The sequence below is a fragment of the Mesorhizobium sp. M0496 genome (genome assembly GCF_040321205.1).
Taxonomy (GTDB): Bacteria; Pseudomonadota; Alphaproteobacteria; order Rhizobiales; family Rhizobiaceae; genus Mesorhizobium.
This window is the reverse complement of the sequence record NZ_JAMYRC010000015.1, coordinates 94,080-110,222: the sequence shown is the minus strand read 5'-3', so window position 1 is coordinate 110,222 and position 16,143 is coordinate 94,080. Positions and strand designations below refer to the sequence as shown.

Sequence of the window (16,143 nt, the reverse complement as noted above, 5' to 3'; positions counted from 1 at the left end):
CGCAAACCTCCCTTCTCCTGTCAACCTGAAAAACACCGTTTCGGTGAACGGGATTGTTTTGTCTGGTCTCCACGACAAAGGAGACGAGAGTGGGAGAACCTATGCCACCGAAGCGGCCCATCGGCCGCCGAATGACATCGCAACGCGCCGAATATCGGCGACTGGCACAGTCGGCCGAGATCGGAGTGGTGACGCGTGGTCAGCTCGCCGTGCTCGCGCACAACCTGCCCTGCACAGGCTTGATCAACGCGACCGAAAGCCATCTTCTGGTCACGTTGATCAACACTGCGCCGGGCGAGGCCTTCGAGAAAGCCGGGCGGCCGATCATCTTCAAGTCCAACCAGCAGCTCGCCTTCGAAATCAATCGTTCGGCCGGCCGGGTGAGCCGCATGCTGTCGAGCCTCTTCGACACCGGCCTTGTCACCATGCAGGATAGTGGCAACTACAAGCGCTATCCGGTGCGCAGTGCCAGTGGCTCGATTGTTGATGGTTGCGGTATCGACCTGCGTATTCTTGTCGTCCGCTACCGCGAACTCGACGATCTGGTGCGACAGGCCAAGGCGGAGAAGGCGACCGCCCGCGCGGCGTTGCGGCGATATCGTGGCGCACTTCGCAATCTCCGGTATGTTTTGGGGACCTTTCCCGACCTTTCAGAGCGCGACCGAGCACGGCAAGAGGCGCGTCTTGAACGGGTCGTTGCCCTGGTCGGCACAGCCGCAAAAGCCTCGAGCGGCGTGTTGCGCCGCGCAACGGCACTTGTCGAGTGGTTCATCGAACGGGTCTTGCAGCTTCCACGTCGCCCGGAAGTCGCATCGGAAACGGAAGAGTCGACATGCACGTATGCCGAAAACGACATGCACAAACAGACTACAACCCTTGATCCCATTGTAAATAGTAATGAGAATCGGCGTTCGGCCGCAGCCGAACAACTCAATCTGTTAGAGGCTGGCTCCGCCAGCCAATGGGCTTATGAAACAAGCCTGGGGAGAGGTTCATACCAAGTCAACCAGCTGAAGCGCCTGCCGCATGTTGTTGTGGCGTTGCAGGACGTTTCACGGGCGATACCGGCGTTGAGAACTTACGGGTTTGCCCTGCCCCGGACCTGGGCCGATTTGGCGCGGCTCGTGCCCCAAATGTGCTGTATTGCCGGCATTTCCGACGATGCCCGGCGCTGCGCTGTCGCCCAAATGGGCGAGCTGCAGGCGGCCGTTGCAATTGCGGTGACGTTGCAGAAATTCGACCGGCAGGAAGTTTCGTCGCCGGGCGGCTACCTACGGGCGATGACGGATCGCGCCGCCGCCGGCGAGCTTCATCTTGCCCGCTCAGTTTTCGGGCTTGCGGCTCGCAATCTTATGGAGACGGTGAATTGATGTATCTCGTGCGTTATTTTCTCGCGGCCTTTGTTTGCATCAGCGTCGGCGCGGCCGATGCCGATCCGGCCAGTTGGTCTGGCACGGCCCGCGTGATCGACGGAGACACGATCAGCGTGCGCCAGCAGCGCATTCGGATCGCGGCGATCGACGCTTGCGAGCTCGGCCAGACAGGCCTTCGCGACGGGGAGGTCTGGCAATGCGGCCTTGCAGGTCGGGCCTTTCTTCGGCGAATGATCGACGGGAAACACGTCCGTTGTCGGATCATCGACCGCGACCGCTATCGGCGCCTGGTCGGACAGTGCTTCTACGATGAAACCGACATCGGCCTGGCAATGGTCAGCGCCGGCCTTGCCGAATCCATGCTTCGATATCTGCCGTCGTCCCATGCGATCAACCTGGTCGAGTATGGCGAGGCCGAGAACAGCGCCCGAGACAGAAGGCTTGGCATCTGGTCGGCCGAGATCGAGAGTCCGCATCTCTACCGGCGCGCCAAGAAGTCTCCGGCGCCTTGAACTCTCATAGCCAAAGTGGCTGCACGACTGTTCAGCAGCAGTGAAGCAATTTGCTTCTCGAATCTTGCGTCAAACGGCATGAATGAGTTGCCTCGCCGCGAAAGATGAATAAAATGAGGACACTTATTGCCGCTTCATGCCGTCAGCGAACCGGTAAGATATAGCCAATGATGTTCATCCCTCACCCCTCCAACGCGGTTGCTTTTGACGCTCGTTCGCACGTCGACGCGGTTTGCGCAAATCCGGCGTCCGCAAAAATTTCCCCGCCTGCGGCTTCCTCGCGCAGCAAATTTTTCCGATCGCCGGCCTCCTCCGCTCTCGCTTCGGCCTGCGGTGCGCACCGCTTTCCGCCGTGCCCTTGAACGATCATTGCAACCACCAAAGAGGAGTGACTGACATGTCCACCACCAACTTCATCCAGTTCGACACCGACGACCTGGACGCCGCCAAGGGCAAGGGCCTTATCTCCACCATCGATCGCGACCTGGACATCCATGTTGTCCCGTTCAACTCGAGCAACGAGAAAGCCCCGACGCATCGCGTCTATGCCAAGTCACCGCGCGGGTATGACATCGAGGTCGGCGGCATCTGGAAGAAGACCAGCGAGGCGAAAAAGCCCTACTACACGCTTTCGATCAAGCGCCTGGGCTTCAACGCCAATCTCGGCCGCTATCCCAGCCAGGACGATCCCACTCTGCAGGCAATCATCGAATGGGATCCCCGCGATTGATCGACGTGAAGCGCCCGGCCTCGAGCCGGGCGCATCCCTCACAAGGCCGATAAATGCCGCAAACCGCTCGATTTTCGGCGGTTTTTCTGCTAATGTTTGTCGCTATTGGAGATCTGTTGATGAATATCCATTCGACCCGTCCGGACCGCTCGCCGGAAGCCGTCGCCCGGCGCCGCAAGGCCACGGATCAGGCTCGTGCGGCCAACATCCGGCAGGGCTACACTTTCGATCCGGTGCTGGAGGAAGCGACCGCGGCCTACGTCGCAGGCGACATCACCCGCGAAGAGTATCGCCTGCGGATCGTGCGGCCGGCGAAACGGGCGTAATCGAAACACCCTATCAAAGGCGAAAGGCCGCCTGCCCTACGCAGGCGGTTTTTTGTTGATCCAGCCCGATGTCCGACAGTCCTGCCCAAGGTTCTTATTTTTATCCGAACACGTTGGACGATCCCGATCGTACCGACGTGTTGCGCAACAAGTTCGGCATCGAGACTCATTCCGAACTCCGCATCGAAGAATATCGCGCCACGGCTTTCCGCATGGCGGAAATTGCCGAAGGCGACGGTCCGACCGGCCTGTTCGACAAGGCGCATTTGAAAGCCATCCACGGCTATATTTTCAGGACGTTTACGAATGGGCCGGGCATACCCGCAACGAAAGCCCGATCGTGGACGGGGAGCGCGTCGAGCCGATCGGTGGCCTGTCCAAGGCGGCACGGCATTCCTGCATGGTTCGCGCATCGAAATGGGGCTCGACGAAGCGTTAACGCCTATCCGTGATCCCGATGTCTTGCGCGGCTCGACGCCAGAGCAGTTTGCCAAGCGCGCGGGCCAGGTCATGGCCGAACTCAACTATGTGCATCCGTTCCGCGAGGGCAACGGTCGCACCCAGGAGGTGTTCATTGCCGAGCTTGGGCGCAACTACGGCCATGAAGTCGATTTCACGATCATCTCCAAACCGCGCATGATCGAGGCCTCGATCCAAACCACGAACGACCCGTCAAGTGCGGCCATGAAACATGTGCTCGAGGATGCGGTAGACCCAAACCGCCGCGAAGCCCTTCGCGCCGCGTTTTCCGACCTCGAGGCGCGAGGCGAAGATCCGTTTGAACTTAACGTCCGCACCGCCCGACAGGGCGAAGAGGTGACCGGCCAAGTGCTCGGGCATGACGACCGTGTCGCCAGCATCGTTACGGACGAGCGGATCGTTGCCGTCGATCGCGCGGACCTCCCGGAGCGACTGCCCGATGATGAAGCGGAAATCACCTTCACCGCGCGATCCGACTTTTCCCGCCTTGGCCGTGAGCCACAGCTCATCGCGGCGCCCGTGCAGGCCGAAGGAGCCGAAGCGACCCTGCAAGGCACGCCGCCTGCCGAGCTGGCCATCCGAGACGGATATCGCGGCGCAGCGAGCGCGTGAGCGCGATAGCGATGACCGCGAACGGTGAGAGCGTCCGCAGGCGGCAAGCTGCTCAGCGACCGTAGTTGACCGCCGGCGCGTTCGATGCGGGCGGCCGTCTCCATCCGTTGGGTGATTTGACGGACAAGCTACGACAGCCCCTCCCCCATGCAACCGCTGGCGCGGTCCTCCTCTCCGTTGCGGCCCTACGGGTGCATGGGCTCGTTTCGGCTATCTCCGGTCTTTGCCGTCAACCAACGGATGGAGACGGTCATGCAGAGCATCAAGGACACCTACCAGCGCATCACGGACACCATTGTCGAGCAGCTTGAAGCCGGCACCAAGCCGTGGATCCGCCCCTGGCGCGGCAATGCCCGCCGCAGCGCGATCATTCCGCGGCGCGCTACCGGTGAAGCCTATCGCGGCATCAACGTCATCATGCTGTGGGTCGCAGGCCAGATGTTCGGCTACGAGGAAAACACTTGGATGACCTACCGGCAGGCCCGGGACTTGGGCGGTCAGGTCCGCAAGGGCGAAAAAGCAACCCTTGTCGTCAAGTACGGCACGTTCACTCCGAAGGATCACGAAGACGACGAAGACCGCGCGGTTCCGTATCTGAAGGGCTACCCCGTCTTCAATGTCGAGCAGATCGAGAACATGCCGGATCGGTTCTTCAGCCCGGTCGAGGAGTTGCCGGGCAATCCGGTTCCGCACATCGAGACCGTCGAAAGCTTCGTCCAGAACACCGGCGCAAGCGTCAACTACGGTGGCACCAAAGCTTGCTACCGGCCCGGCATCGACGACATCCTGATGCCGGACCGCGGGCGTTTCGATAGCGAGGTTCACCTTTACTCGACTTTGCTGCACGAGGTTTCGCATTGGTCAGGCGCAAAGCATCGCCTCGACCGCGATCTGACGGGCAGGTTCGGCAGTGAAGGCTATGCCGTCGAGGAGCTAGTTGCGGAGCTCGCAGCATCGTTCCTGTGTGCCGACCTGGGCGTGGCGCATGATCCGCGTGACAACACAGCCGCCTATTTGGCGAACTGGCTCGCTGTCCTTAAGAATGACAAGAGGGCCATCATCACGGCCGCTGCTAAGGCGCAGGCCGTCGCTGAGTATCTCACCGCGCTGCAGCCGGCCGCCGGGTAGGAAGCCGCCTAGTCTTGCAGAGGCAGCAGTTAACCAGAGCCGCCCCGATGAGGGCCGTCGAGAGCTTGAACCCAAGTTGATTTTTTGACAGCCGTGCAGAATCAGCTTTTATCATTGCAAACCAAAATGATAGCGCACACTGTGCGGGTCCCTGCCAGGAGAGCAGTTGCCAGTTTGTTTGGACTGGTCGGACTTAGGCGCTCACTCGCATGCTTCCCCTATTGTTTTTTTGGACCGGAATGCCGTTAACCTTTCGTTAACGGAAAACTTGTTGCCGGAGCAAAAGAATCAGGCATTATTCACGCTTGCAAAGTGATTTGCGTGAGAAAAGCGTTATTCTGGATTCCGGAAAATATGAATTTGCTACCTGACCACGATCTCGAGTTCGATTTTGACGAGATGATCCTCAAACAGGGGGAACTTATCTCGGACAAACTGAATTTGCTTCGCTTCGAGCAGTATCCGCCCGACGCCACAAAAGGGCTACGGCAATTCACGCTCGCCGAGGTCGCGGAATATCTCGGGGTCACCCAGAACCACATCAAGAAGCTGCATTTGGAGGGCAAGGGGCCGATCCCGGCGACGACGCCTTCAGGCAGGCGGACATATACTGCCGACCAGATGCTGGAGCTTCGGCAGTACCTCGACAAACACGGACGGGCTGACTTCAAGCGCTATGTGCCGTACCGACGGGCCGGGGAGCCGATGCAGGTCCTGGCCGTCGTGAATTTCAAGGGTGGCTCGGGCAAGACAACGACTGCGGCGCATCTGGCGCAGTACCTCGCGCTCACTGGGCATCGGGTGCTCGCCATCGATCTCGATCCACAGGCATCGCTTTCGGCGTTGCACGGCATCCAGCCCGAGCTCGACAAGAACCCGTCACTGTATGAGGCTTTGAGGTATGATGGAGAACGCAAGCCGATCTCCGAAATCATCCAGCAGACGAATTTTCCGGGACTTGATATCGTGCCCGCAAACCTTGAGCTGCAGGAATACGAGTATGAAACTCCGCTGGCCGCTTCGAACAAGAACTCGCCAGAAGGCCGAATGTTCTTCACACGCATAACGACGGCTCTCAGGGAGGTGGACGATCGTTACGATGTGGTCGTCATCGATTGCCCGCCACAGCTCGGTTACCTAACGCTGACGGCCCTGACGGCCTCGACTTCGGTCCTGATCACCGTTCATCCGCAGATGCTAGACATAATGTCGATGTCTCAGTTCCTGCTGATGCTCGGGAGTATATTGCAGTCGATCAAGGCCGCAGGGGCAGCCGTCAAGCTTAAGTGGTTCCGATATTTGGTCACCCGCTACGAGCCGACTGATGGCCCACAGGCACAAATGGTGGGCTTCATGCAGGCAATGTTCGCGCGCCACCTGCTCACGAACCAGATGCTGAAATCGACGGCAATCTCGGATGCGGGGATAACAAAGCAGACCCTCTATGAGGTCGAAAAGTCGCAGTTCATTCGTACGACATACGAGCGCGCGATGGAAAGCCTGAATGCCGTAAATTCCGAGATCACGGGCCTCATCCACAAGGCGTGGGGACGCAGATGAAGGAGAAATTGACAGCCGTGCAGATCACGGGTTTCGCACGCGAATTCAATGAATTGCGCTTGGATTCCGGAGATAGCTGATGGCTCGGAAAAACCTGCTCACAAGCGTCACTGCCTCGATAGCACCCGCCAGGGACTCGGAAGGCAGGGCCGAATATGCGAAGCGCGGGGCTTCGCGCTCGATGATGCAGTCTCTCGACGAAATGGCCGAGAATTCCATGCGGTTGCTCGACGGCGAGACAGTTGTGAGCCTCGATCCCGCGTTGGTCACCGCGTCATTTGTTTCCGACCGCATCGAGGAAAGTGACGAAGAGTATCGCGAGCTGCGAGAGGCAATCCGGACGTCTGGGCAAGCGTCACCCATTCTTGTGCGGCCGCATCCCGAGATCTCCGGCCGCTATATGATTGTTTTCGGGCATCGGCGGGCAAAAGTCGCGCGCGACCTCGGGATCAATGTCCGAGCCGTGGTCAAGCCTATGGCCGATATTGCTCATGTAATCACCCAGGGGCAGGAGAACACGGCACGGGCGGACTTGTCATTTATCGAGAAAGCCTTGTTCGCCAAGAAGCTGGCGGACAGCGGAATGACAAAGGATACCCTCAAGGCTGCGCTGACCGTGGACGACACCTTGTTGTCAAGGATGCTGTCGGTTGCCGAGACGGTTCCTGATGCGGTTCTCGACGCCGTCGGAGCCGCCAAGGGTGTCGGGCGCGATCGTTGGGAGGATCTCAAGAAACTCGTTCGGGTGCCGGCGAACGCTGCAAAGGCAGTGGAGTTTGTCGCCTCTAACGGGTTTGGCGCAGCGCAATCCGACGAGAGGTTCAATCTTCTTCTTAATTTCCTGAGCGTTTCGAAGAAGCCCAAAAAGGGTGGAGGGGATGCCAAGGCCAAAATCTGGGCCCCTCCCGACAAGTCGGTCACGGTTGTCGCAAAAGGTACTGGAAAGGCGTTCTCATTGGCACTGAGGGCCAAGGACGGACCGCGTTTCGGTGGATGGATCTCGGAAAACCTTGAGCAGCTCTACCAAGCGTTCAGGGATTCGGAGAAGACAACAACAGGAGACTGAAACCGCAAAAGAAAAAGGCCCCCGAACGTCACCGTAGCGGAAGCCCTTCTCGTATCTAGACAATCCGAGAATCTCATTTCCGCGAATCAGTGTCAAGAGTCTTAAGCGTCGATTCGGCGGACGGATTTCTTTTGCCTAATTGAAGGCGAAGGAAGAAATGGAGACGGGTATTGCAACGACGCCCTTTGGGCGGCGGCCGATGTCGCTTGCCATGCTGGCAGCGCAAAACGAGTCACGTGAGATCCCCAAGGGCAGGGTCGTCGACAAGTGGCAGATCTATCGCAACCTCTGCGAGGGCAAGAGCATCGTCGGCATCGGCGATCGCGCTCTGGCCGTCCTGAATGCGTTGCTATCATTCTATCCTGACAGTGAGCTGAGTGAGGAAAACGGCCTCATCGTCTTTCCCTCGAACGCACAGCTGTCCCTCAGGGCGCACGGAATGCCTGATACCACTGTCAGGCGACACCTGGCGGCACTAGTGGACTGCGGGCTTATCATCCGTCGGGACAGCCCGAACGGCAAGCGTTATGCGCGGAAAGGCCGGGGAGGGGAGATCGAGGAAGCATTTGGCTTCTCACTGGCGCCGCTGCTGGCCCGTGCTTACGAGTTCGAGGCGGCCGCCGAGCGTGTCCGCGCCGACAACAGGGCGCTCAGGCTTATGCGCGAGCGGATCACCTTGCACCGCCGCGACATCCACAAGCTGATCGAGGCTGCCGTTGAGGAAGATGTGCCGGGCGACTGGGGAGGCCTGTGGAAGCGTTTTCGCGGCGTTGTGGAGGCAATTCCGCGCCGAGCTTGCATTGCCGAGCTTGAAGCTATCGTGGCCGATCTGGCCGCGTTGCGTGACGAAGTGGATAACCTGCTGGAAATTCATATGGAATCCACGAATTCGAGCGGCAATGACTCCCAAAGCGAGCGGCAGCAATCTGATTCAAATACCGACTCTATTTTTGAATTTGAACCAGCTTTGGAGAAAAGCGGGGCGACGGTCGAGCTAAGGACGAGGACCGCAGAGCCCCCGAAAACCTACCCGCTAGGGATTGTGCTGAAGGCCTGCCCGGAAATTGCGGATTACGCCGTCGCCGGGATTGGCAACTGGCGCGATTTGATGGTCACGGCGGCCCAGGTGCGCGGTTATCTCGGCGTGTCGCCTTCCGCATACGAGGACGCCTGCCATGTGATGGGGCAGGAAACCGCGGCAATGGTGATCGCCTGCATTCTGCAACGGGCGCAGCACATCAATTCAGCGGGCGGTTATCTGCGCGTGCTGACCGATAGGGCTAGGGCAGGGGAGTTTTCGGTCGGGCCCATGCTGATGGCGGCGCTCAAGGCCAACGGCGCGACGGCGCGGATGACTGGATGAGCGATGATCGCGGTCGCGATCTGCGATTCGATTTCCCGCGCTCTGTTGTTTTGGGACTATTGCGCAGTTCGCGGCGGCGGTCGATCGGTGAGAAGCGCCAAGAGGGCCGGATTGATGTAGAGGTTTTCCCGGCCAGCCTTCATCTCCTGGAGCAGGCCTTGCTCGGCGAGGGTCCTCAGATAGACCGATGCCGCCTGTCGCTTGGCGATGCCGGCTACCACCAGATCGCCGATTCGACAATAAGGGTTCACGAAGATCACCTCGGCCAACTCGCGCGAATAGATCTTCGGCAGGTCGCGCCGCATGCGCTCTGCGGTTTGATTGAGCAGGTCGCGGATGGCGCGGATGCGCGCGGTCGACCAGTTGGCTGTCTCCCGGATCGCTTCGAGCATGTAGAGGATCCAGTCCTGCCATGCCGCCTCGGTCGTGACGGCCAGAAGCCGGTCGTAATAAGCTCGCTTGTTGCCGATGATATAGCGGCTGAGATAGAGCACCGGGATGTCCAGCAGCCCTTTGTCGACGAGATAGAGCAGATTCAGCACCCGTCCGGTTCGGCCATTGCCGTCGGTGAAAGGGTGGATGGCCTCGAACTGGTAGTGCATCACGGCCAACCGGATCAGCGGATCGATATCCTCGGCCTCGTGGATGTAGCGCTCCCAGTTCGCGAGCTTGTCGCGCAGCAGCGCCTGACCCTGCGGCGGGGTGTAAATGACCGCGCCGGTGGCCTCGTTCATCAGGGCCGTGCCCGGCGTCGTGCGAATATCCAATTCGACGCCCTTGATGGTCCGGCAGACGGCGATCGCCGTGGACGTAGACACCGGGCGCTGCTTGAGCGTCTGGAAGCCTTCACTGAGGGCGGTGCGATAGCGCAGCGCCTCTTTCGTTGCCGGATCGGCCTGGTTGCCGGCCTCATTGGCGAAGCGAAACAGTCTGTCGGTCGTGGTGACGATGTTTTCGATTTCCGAGCTTGCCTGCGCTTCAAGCAGTGGAATCGAATTGATCAGAACCGCCTGGTTGGGAATGAGCTGTCCGGACACGCGGAGTTCCGCCAGCGCTGCTCGCGCCGCGATGCAGGCCTTCAGCACCGCCTTGGTCTCCACATCCTCGCGCGGAGGAAGGGGAGGGAGGTCGTTGTAGGGGCGATCCGGGCGAAACGGCATGTCGGTCAATCCTCGTGCGATCGACATGTCGGGCGGGATATGTCGTCGACATCGACACGTCGTCAAATCATGTCGATAGAATCGCAATCTATCGACATGTATTGGCTGCCGCAAGCGACCCGCCCGATGCTCCGAATCTATATGATCACCCGCGCCGCCCGCCCGAGCGTCCGTTCCGCGTCATTGTAGTAATTCGATGCCTGTTGCACCGAGCGATGCTGCGACTGCTGCATGGCTTCCGGCAGCGGAATGCCGCGGCGGGCGGTTTCGGTGAGATAGCCGGAGCGCAGGCCGTGGGCGGAGAAGGCTTGCGGGTCGAGCCCAGCCTCGGCGACGCGGCGCTTCAGGATCAGGTTGACGGCCTGTGGCGTCAGGGCACGTTTTTCCAGGTTGCCCCAACGGTCGACGCCGCGAAAAACGGCGCCTTCAGTGACGCCGGCGCGCTTGAGCCAATCCTTCAAGACCAGCACCGGACGGCCGACCAGCAGCACGAAGGCGTCGCTGTCGGCCTGCGTCGTCTTGGTGCGGCCAAGCCGGATCGACAGGCAGGGTAGCTTTTCACCGTCGGAGTTCCTCGGATCGGCCGGCACCGGCTCTTCCTCGACCAGTTGTTCGACGCGGAGAGCAGAAATTTCGCTGCGGCGGCGGCCGCCGGAGGCAAAGGCGGTGATGAGAAGGGCGCGGTCGCGCACGTCGACGAGGCGATCGCCGGCACAGGCCTTAAGCAGGGCGGACAAAACATCAGCGGTCACCGCCTTTTTGCTCTTGCGGCCGCGCGGACGGACGCTGGCGCGCACCGCCAGTTTGATTGCGCTCTGCAGCCCCGGCGCATTGAATTTTCCGACAACTCCGCGCCATTTGGTCAAGGTGGACCAGCTCGACAGGCGCCGGCGCACGGTGGACGGCGCATGCGGACCGTTTTTTACCCGCAACAGTCCCTCCGCCATCAGCGCGGCCATGACGGCGTCGGGCATGCCGTGCGCGGGATCGGTTTCGCGTTTCGAAAAATCCCAGAGGTGGTGGGCAACGAATTTGATCAGCAAGGCTTCGGGCGCCGGCCAGGGCAGCGGCTGTCCGGTCGCGGCGAGCGACCAGGCCTCGAGATAGCCGAGGTCGGAGGCGAGCGCGCGGAGAGAATTCTCGCCGATGCCTTCTTTGGCCAAGTGGCGCAGGGTGGCGACGTCATCATCGGTCAAGAGCCCGGCCAGAAAGTCGCGGCGATCGAAGGGCAGAACCGAATCCAGCGCATCGAGGGCTTCGGCCCGGCGCGCTACACTTGTCGCGGTAGAAGACGCGTTGCGGCGATTAAGGGCAGGATGGTCTTTTGTCATGAAGCTTCTCGTGCTCGGTGGGAAACTGACTCACGCTGGCGTCGCGGCCGTGCTGGTCGGCCAAAAGAGCCAGATCAAAAAGGCGGCCGTGCCGATCCAGATGGCGGCGATGAACGCCGCCCCGAAAAGACTTTTGGGGCGGCTTTCGCGACGGATGGCTTCCTGCCGGAATTCCTCCATCAGCTCGGGCGGGACCAGCCGAACCGCAAGCAGGATCCCAATCGGAACGATGACGAGGTCGTCCAGGTAGCCGATGATGGGGATAAAGTCGGGAATGAGATCGATCAGACTGAGGGCATGGGCAGCGACCGCGCCCGCGGCTGCTTTGGCGTACCACGGAACACGCGGGTCACGGGCAGCAATCCACAGCGCGACGACGTCACGCTTGATGCCGCGCGCCCAGCTCTTCAGCGCCGATAGGGTAGCCATACTGCATTGTCCTTTGTCGCTGGCCCCTGGGCCGCTGCGGCCGTGACTTGGCAGCGATGCTACCTGCTTTGCGCGGTCAAATCCATCACTATCGATAAGAGGTCATTATCGATAGTGTTATTTCTCCCTGAAGAAACACGACGTAAGTCCAGTGATGCACTCACTAGCTTGACCAACGCGAATCAGCCATCATGAAAACAATGGCTTACACGCTTGCCAAACTGCCCCTGGAAACCCTGATCGGGCCGGTTGCCCGCGCGACCGAGGTTTTGGTCCGCCTCGACGAGCGGGTCGCCCGCTCTCCCGTCCGCGACGGCTTTGTCGAGCGCCAGCATTTTGCCGACGCGGCTTCCGCGCTCTGGCTCGAGGGCGAACTCGTCCACCTCGAGGACCTCGTGCTGCACGATGCCCACATGGACATCCGCACCCCGACCCACGAACTCACCCGGGCGCACGCGGTGCTGCGAACCCGCCGGCGGATTTTTGCGCAAAAGCCGGACTGGGCGCTCAGCCGCGACGGCTTTTTGGCGCTGACCGGTCGCGGCGGCGCCATGCCGGTGGCGGGCCAAAAAAGCCGGGATGGGGAGGGGGCTCGAACTGCCTCTGTGGAAGCCGACGATCGCGATGACGCTGAGGACGATCTGCTGGCCGAAGAATTCGCCGAGATCGATGCTGTCCTGGCACGCTCGTCGAAGCTTCTCAGCGGCGCCGACGTGCCGGCGAAAGCGGCGCGCTCGGACGACCGGCCGGAGCCGCAAAACGGCCTGATCTACGATCTCGACTGGAATGAGGAAGAACGGCTGGCCGAATGGCAGGCCGTGCTCGCCGACACGCGGGGGCAACCAGTCGTGCTGCGCGCCGCGATCCTGCTCGAGGCCTGGTCGGACATCGAGGTGCTGCAGCATGCCGCGTGGCTCGGGCCGCTGCTCGTGGCTGGACTGCTGCGACAGGAAGGACTCGCCGCCAACCATCTCGCTTGCCTTCATCTCGGCGCGAAAAACATTCCGCGCGAGCGGCGGCGGGCGCGCAATCGGTCCGATCGGTTGCTGGCCTGCCTCGATGGAATCCACGACGCAGCGCTGGCTGGCCTGAAGGAACACGATCGGCTGATGTTGGCAAAAAGCCAGATGGAACGGCGGCTCAAACAACGGCGCGCCAGCTCGAAACTGCCCGACCTGGTCGAACTCGTGCTGTCGCGGCCACTCGTCTCGGCAGGCATGATCCAGGAGCGGCTAAAAGTGACAAAACAGGGGGCGCTCAATCTGGTTGGCGAGCTCGGGCTGCGCGAGATGACGGGCAGGGGAAGGTTTCGGGCGTGGGGGATCGTATAAGTGCGCCGAGTCGATACAAACAGGGCCAAATTTGGCTCTGCAGCGGGCTCCACATGGCCGTACCAGGGTACGGCCGGGGCTCTCAGCGCCGCTCGACGGACGGCCGCCGTCAACGACGCCAAGGGCTGCTGGTGGCGGTGCTCATTGTGCTCGACAAAATCGTGTCCGAGCTGCTCGGATTGCAGCAGCAATCGTGGCGTCGGAGCGCTCTCGCGCGGTCGTTATCCCAGTTTGCGAAGGCGCCAGAGTGCAAGGGAGGACAGTATGACCATAGGCGATGAAATTGTTGAAGCAGTAGACGCGGCGCTCGAGCGCCTGCGTCGCCTCGGTCATGGTCCTTATGCCAGGGCAGATGTCTCCTCTGTAATAGACCCCATGGGGTCCCGCATCGAAACATTCCTGCGGTCGGTTGCCTTCCCCATGTCGACACGCGCAGACAACTTCTACGCGCTGATCGAACTTTTCAAGTCAACGTCGCTTCACCCGGATCGCGTGCCGCAGCTGCATGGCATACGCGACCTCTACAATCGCTCGAAACACAAACCTCAGGAGCCCCTGCCTCTCGGAGAAGCGATTCAGACCGTGCAAAACACCGTCGTCGCATTGAGGGATGTTCGCGCGCTGGGAATCGGGGCTATCGGGACACCGTTCGAACGAGAGTTAAACTATCACCTATGGCTTGCGTTTTGGGACAACTACGCAAATGGCGTCACTGACGCTGCCATCATGCTCCCCAGCGACCATTGGACCTACGTCGGGACGGTCGATACGCTGCATATGGACATTCGTTCATGGGACGCCCTAAAGGCCAATCTACTGGCTCATCTCCGGCTTCGCATGGGGCAAAATCATTTCGAGCCAAAGGTTTGGGAAAGCTTTCATGCGAACGCGGGTGTTTGGGACGGCGACTATGGGGAACTGGTTCGACTTGTCGCGCCCTTTGATGATCGCGGCATCGGCGAGAGCATGCTTCCGGGTCTTGCCAGGCACGACAGTTTGATGTCGATCGGCACGGCCCTAATCGTGGCCATGGTGGACATTGTCCGCAGCACGTCGGAGCCAATGTCGAGGGATGAGTTGGCCGAAGCCATCAAGGCCAGGGCAGATTCCGAGTATGGCATACCCCGGGAAAAACGAAGCGTCGCGGAAGCCGCGGCGCAAATTGCCGCTCTGGTCGACACCGTTCCGCTGGATCAGCGCCAGCGTCTGGCGGGGCCGGTTCTTGCCCTTCGACGGGGTCCCAAATGCCGACCATGTTGGCTGGGCCGATTTGGCTCGATCTCTACGGGAACAGCGTTGTTTTAGGTTTCAGCGATGGTATCAGCATTAGTGTATTGACGCCCGTCGCTCGCACCTAGGCCGAAATCGCAGCTTCGGGCCGTGTGTGGACGCCCCCGGGAATGCAAGTGATTTCTTTCACTTTGGCGATGAGCAATGCGGTCGAGTTCCGTCGTGTGTCCGGCCTCATAATGCGGCCTTACAACGCCGCGGGCCCTTATGGATCGTTCGGGGATCGGGTCCAAATCGATTAGCCGTGTTCAAGACACTTGGCCCGAAACTGGTTTTCCCGATCCCGTCTTCTCGACTTTTCGCCATAAACCTCCGCTCAGAACCACCGCACTCCAACGTCTCCAGCCAATCGCCGTCAGGCGGCAGCTGGAGCCTGGTACACCCCGCCGCTGGCCATCAAGGCCCAAGCGACACGGGCGATCTTATTTGCCAGCGCGACCGCGACCAGCATCTTTGGCTTTCGCGCGAGCATACGTGCGAGCCAGGATGATCCTGCAGTCGCACCGCGCCCTGCAGCCCGTTGCACCACGGCCATCGCTCCAAGGATCAAAAGGCGTCGTAGATCTCTCTGCCCCATCTTCGATGTCTTGCCCAATCGCGTTTTGCCACCCGTCGAGTTCTGTTTCGGCGTGAGCCCCAGCCAGGCAGCAAAATCGCGTCCCTTCGTGAAGGTCGAGGGCGGTGGAGCGACAGCCGCCATCGCGGCAGCGCAAATCGGACCGATGCCTGGGATCGCCATCAGTCGCCGAGCGGTCTCATCCGTTCTTGCGATCTCCTTGACACGCTCGCTCAGCGCGCCAATGCGGTCATCCAGTGTTGCAAGATGATTGAGAAGCTCTCTGCCGAGATCGACGACAGCCGGCGGAAGGCTCGTTTCCGGATCGTCGAGGGCCTCGGCCAATTGGCCGATATTCTGGGGGCCTTGCGGAGCGATAACCCCGTACTCCGCTAGGTGACCTCGCAATGCGTTGATCGTCTGGGTTCGTTGAGCCATCAGAAGATCGCGGGTTTTAAAGACCATCGCCTGGCTCTGCTTCTCCGCGCTTTTGACCGCGACAAAGCGCATCGTCGGGCGAGACGCCGCCTCGGCGATCGCATCCGCGTCAGCCACATCATTTCTTTTGCCGCTTTACGAACGGCTTCACGTATTGAGGTGCGATCAGACGCACCTCATGGCCAAGTTTCCCGATTTCGCGCCCCCAATAGTGAGCGCTGGCGCAGGCTTCCATCGCCACCAGACAGGCCGGATGCTCAGCCAGGAATGGCAGCAACCTCGCCCGCGACACCTTTCGGCGGAACGCTACGGAGCCATCAGCCCGCATTCCGTGCAGCTGAAATACATTCTTCGCCAGATCAATTCCGAATGATGATAGTATTGTTCATGGACGCCTCCTTTGTAGCAACGTTTCGACACCGCTACCTTGGCACATTGTGATGCCGTTAGGGGGCGTC

15 protein-coding genes and 1 pseudogene are annotated in these 16,143 nt (G+C 60.5%); 12 read left to right on the top strand and 4 right to left on the bottom strand.

Features of this window, described 5'->3' with window-relative positions:
* The first annotated feature begins 101 nt into the window (after positions 1–101).
* The 10 genes from repC (NKI73_RS15700) to repC (NKI73_RS15655) all read left to right on the top strand — a co-directional run bounded on the left by repC (NKI73_RS15700) (position 102) and on the right by repC (NKI73_RS15655) (position 9,150).
* Complete coding sequence (gene repC, locus NKI73_RS15700) at positions 102–1,370, top strand: plasmid replication protein RepC (protein ID WP_352631153.1); 1,269 nt, start codon at positions 102–104, stop codon at positions 1,368–1,370.
* A complete protein-coding gene (locus NKI73_RS15695) occupies positions 1,370–1,885 on the top strand; it encodes a thermonuclease family protein (protein WP_352631188.1) in 516 nt (171 codons plus the stop codon). Before repC (NKI73_RS15700) ends, NKI73_RS15695 begins: the two co-directional genes overlap by 1 nt.
* Positions 1,886–2,282: 397 nt before the next feature.
* The gene (locus tag NKI73_RS15690; RefSeq protein WP_352631151.1) at positions 2,283–2,615 is read left to right on the top strand and encodes a DUF736 family protein; all 333 of its coding nucleotides are present in this window, start codon (positions 2,283–2,285) and stop codon (positions 2,613–2,615) included.
* 119 nt (positions 2,616–2,734) lie between these two features.
* Positions 2,735–2,941: an antitoxin VbhA family protein gene (locus tag NKI73_RS15685; RefSeq protein WP_352631149.1), complete on the top strand. Its 207-nt coding sequence runs from the start codon at positions 2,735–2,737 to the stop codon at positions 2,939–2,941.
* Positions 2,942–3,009: 68 nt separating this feature from the next.
* Positions 3,010–3,393 (top strand): hypothetical protein, encoded by a 384-nt coding sequence (locus tag NKI73_RS15680; RefSeq protein ID WP_352631147.1) that lies wholly within the window; start codon positions 3,010–3,012, stop codon positions 3,391–3,393.
* Positions 3,359–4,033, top strand: a complete 675-nt coding sequence (locus NKI73_RS15675; RefSeq protein WP_352631145.1) for a Fic family protein — start codon at positions 3,359–3,361, stop codon at positions 4,031–4,033. Before NKI73_RS15680 ends, NKI73_RS15675 begins: the two co-directional genes overlap by 35 nt.
* A 252-nt stretch (positions 4,034–4,285) precedes the next feature.
* Positions 4,286–5,161 (top strand): ArdC family protein, encoded by an 876-nt coding sequence (locus tag NKI73_RS15670; protein ID WP_352631143.1) that lies wholly within the window; start codon positions 4,286–4,288, stop codon positions 5,159–5,161.
* 354 nt (positions 5,162–5,515) lie between these two features.
* On the top strand, positions 5,516–6,721 hold the full coding sequence (gene repA, locus NKI73_RS15665; protein ID WP_199202484.1) for a plasmid partitioning protein RepA: 1,206 nt from the start codon (positions 5,516–5,518) through the stop codon (positions 6,719–6,721).
* Positions 6,722–6,800: 79 nt separating this feature from the next.
* Complete coding sequence (repB, locus tag NKI73_RS15660) at positions 6,801–7,787, top strand: plasmid partitioning protein RepB (RefSeq protein WP_352631141.1); 987 nt, start codon at positions 6,801–6,803, stop codon at positions 7,785–7,787.
* A gap of 157 nt (positions 7,788–7,944) precedes the next feature.
* Positions 7,945–9,150, top strand: a complete 1,206-nt coding sequence (gene repC, locus NKI73_RS15655; RefSeq protein ID WP_352631186.1) for a plasmid replication protein RepC — start codon at positions 7,945–7,947, stop codon at positions 9,148–9,150.
* 56 nt (positions 9,151–9,206) lie between these two features.
* Here repC (NKI73_RS15655) and fic read toward each other — a convergent pair whose 3' ends face one another.
* The 3 genes from fic to NKI73_RS15640 all read right to left on the bottom strand — a co-directional run bounded on the left by fic (position 9,207) and on the right by NKI73_RS15640 (position 12,070).
* A complete protein-coding gene (gene fic, locus NKI73_RS15650) occupies positions 9,207–10,310 on the bottom strand; it encodes a protein adenylyltransferase Fic (protein ID WP_023782543.1) in 1,104 nt (367 codons plus the stop codon).
* 137 nt (positions 10,311–10,447) lie between these two features.
* Complete coding sequence (locus NKI73_RS15645; RefSeq protein WP_352631139.1) at positions 10,448–11,641, bottom strand: site-specific integrase; 1,194 nt, start codon at positions 11,639–11,641, stop codon at positions 10,448–10,450.
* 30 nt (positions 11,642–11,671) lie between these two features.
* A complete protein-coding gene (locus NKI73_RS15640) occupies positions 11,672–12,070 on the bottom strand; it encodes a YkvA family protein (protein WP_352631137.1) in 399 nt (132 codons plus the stop codon).
* Positions 12,071–12,270: 200 nt separating this feature from the next.
* On the opposite strand from NKI73_RS15640, the gene NKI73_RS15635 reads away from it, so the two are divergent.
* Positions 12,271–13,401, top strand: a complete 1,131-nt coding sequence (locus tag NKI73_RS15635) for an RHE_PE00001 family protein (RefSeq protein ID WP_352631135.1) — start codon at positions 12,271–12,273, stop codon at positions 13,399–13,401.
* 264 nt (positions 13,402–13,665) lie between these two features.
* Entirely contained in the window at positions 13,666–14,706 is a 1,041-nt protein-coding gene (locus NKI73_RS15630; RefSeq protein WP_352631134.1) for a hypothetical protein, read from the top strand.
* Positions 14,707–15,046: 340 nt separating this feature from the next.
* Here NKI73_RS15630 and NKI73_RS15625 read toward each other — a convergent pair.
* A pseudogene (locus tag NKI73_RS15625) lies at positions 15,047–16,013 on the bottom strand (IS110 family RNA-guided transposase).
* Positions 16,014–16,143 lie beyond the last annotated feature (130 nt).